Annotated in this window: 1 protein-coding gene; it reads right to left on the bottom strand. The window is 74.8% G+C overall.

The window, feature by feature from the left end:
- Positions 1–33 precede the first annotated feature (33 nt).
- A partial coding sequence (locus tag CCN35_RS27490) for a quinone oxidoreductase family protein (RefSeq protein ID WP_086794707.1) occupies positions 34–1,011 on the bottom strand: 978 nt, incomplete at its 5' end.

Raw genomic sequence — 1,011 nt, 5'->3', positions numbered from 1 at the left:
GGGTGGGGGGTGTTCCGGGTGAGTGGGGATGGGTCAGGTGGTGAGGACGATCTTGGTTCCGGGGGTGCCGTCGATGACGGCCTGGTAGGCGGCGGAGGCCTGGTCGAGGGGGAAGGTGGTGGTCCTGGGGGGTGTGAGGGCGCCGCTGTCGAAGCCGCGGCGCAGGATGTCCAGGACGTCGGCGGCCTTCGCCAGGGGCAGGTCGAGGGTGTTGACGCCGTGGAGGGTGCGTTCGTTGCGGTAGAAGTCGAGGACGTCGACGGTGGCGGTGGGGGTGAGGGCGCTGGCGATGACGGCGGCGCGGCCGCCGGGGCGCAGCGTGGTGAGGGCGGGGTTGAGCAGGGGGCCGCCGACGGTGTCGAGGACGGCGTCGACGCCGGTGCCGTCGGTGGCGCGCAGGACGGCCCGGGTCAGGTCGTGGGTGGTGGTGTCGATGGTGACGTCGGCGGTGAGGTCGTCGGCCAGGAGCCGGTCGGCGGCGATGACGGTGGCGCCGTGCCAGTGGGCGATGTCGGTGGCGGCGCGGGCGACGGCTCCGGAGGCGCCGGTGACGAGGAGGGTTTCGCCGGCGCGGAGGTTGAGGCGGTCGGCGAGGGCGAGCCAGGCCACGGTGTGGGTGAGTCCGGCGGCGGCTGCCTGGGCGAAGGTGAGGGAGGCGGGTTTGGGGCGGACGGTGTCCTCGGGGACGAGGAGGTAGTCGGCCTGGGCGCCGTCGTGGGTGACGGCCAGTCCTCCGCTGGTGCCCCAGACCTCGAGGCCGCGCAGGTGGTCGGGGCCGTCGGTGACGACGCCGGCGTAGTCGCGGCCCGCGGTGCGGGGCAGGGGAGTTGCGGGGCGGTGGACGGCCGAGGTGACCTTGCCGGCCAGGTTGGCGAGGTCGACGGGGTTGACGGTGGCGGCGCGCACATGGACCAGGACGGTGCCGGGGGTGCGGCGGGGGGTGGGGATGTCCTGGACGGTGAGGGCGTCGGGTCCTCCGTGGGCGGTGATGCGGACCGCGCGCATGGTGGG

This window comes from Streptomyces thermovulgaris, assembly GCF_002155915.1.
In the GTDB taxonomy this organism is placed as follows: Bacteria; Actinomycetota; Actinomycetes; order Streptomycetales; family Streptomycetaceae; genus Streptomyces; species Streptomyces thermovulgaris.
The sequence above is the reverse complement of the archived record's forward strand: the minus strand, read 5'-3'. Positions and strand labels throughout refer to the sequence as shown.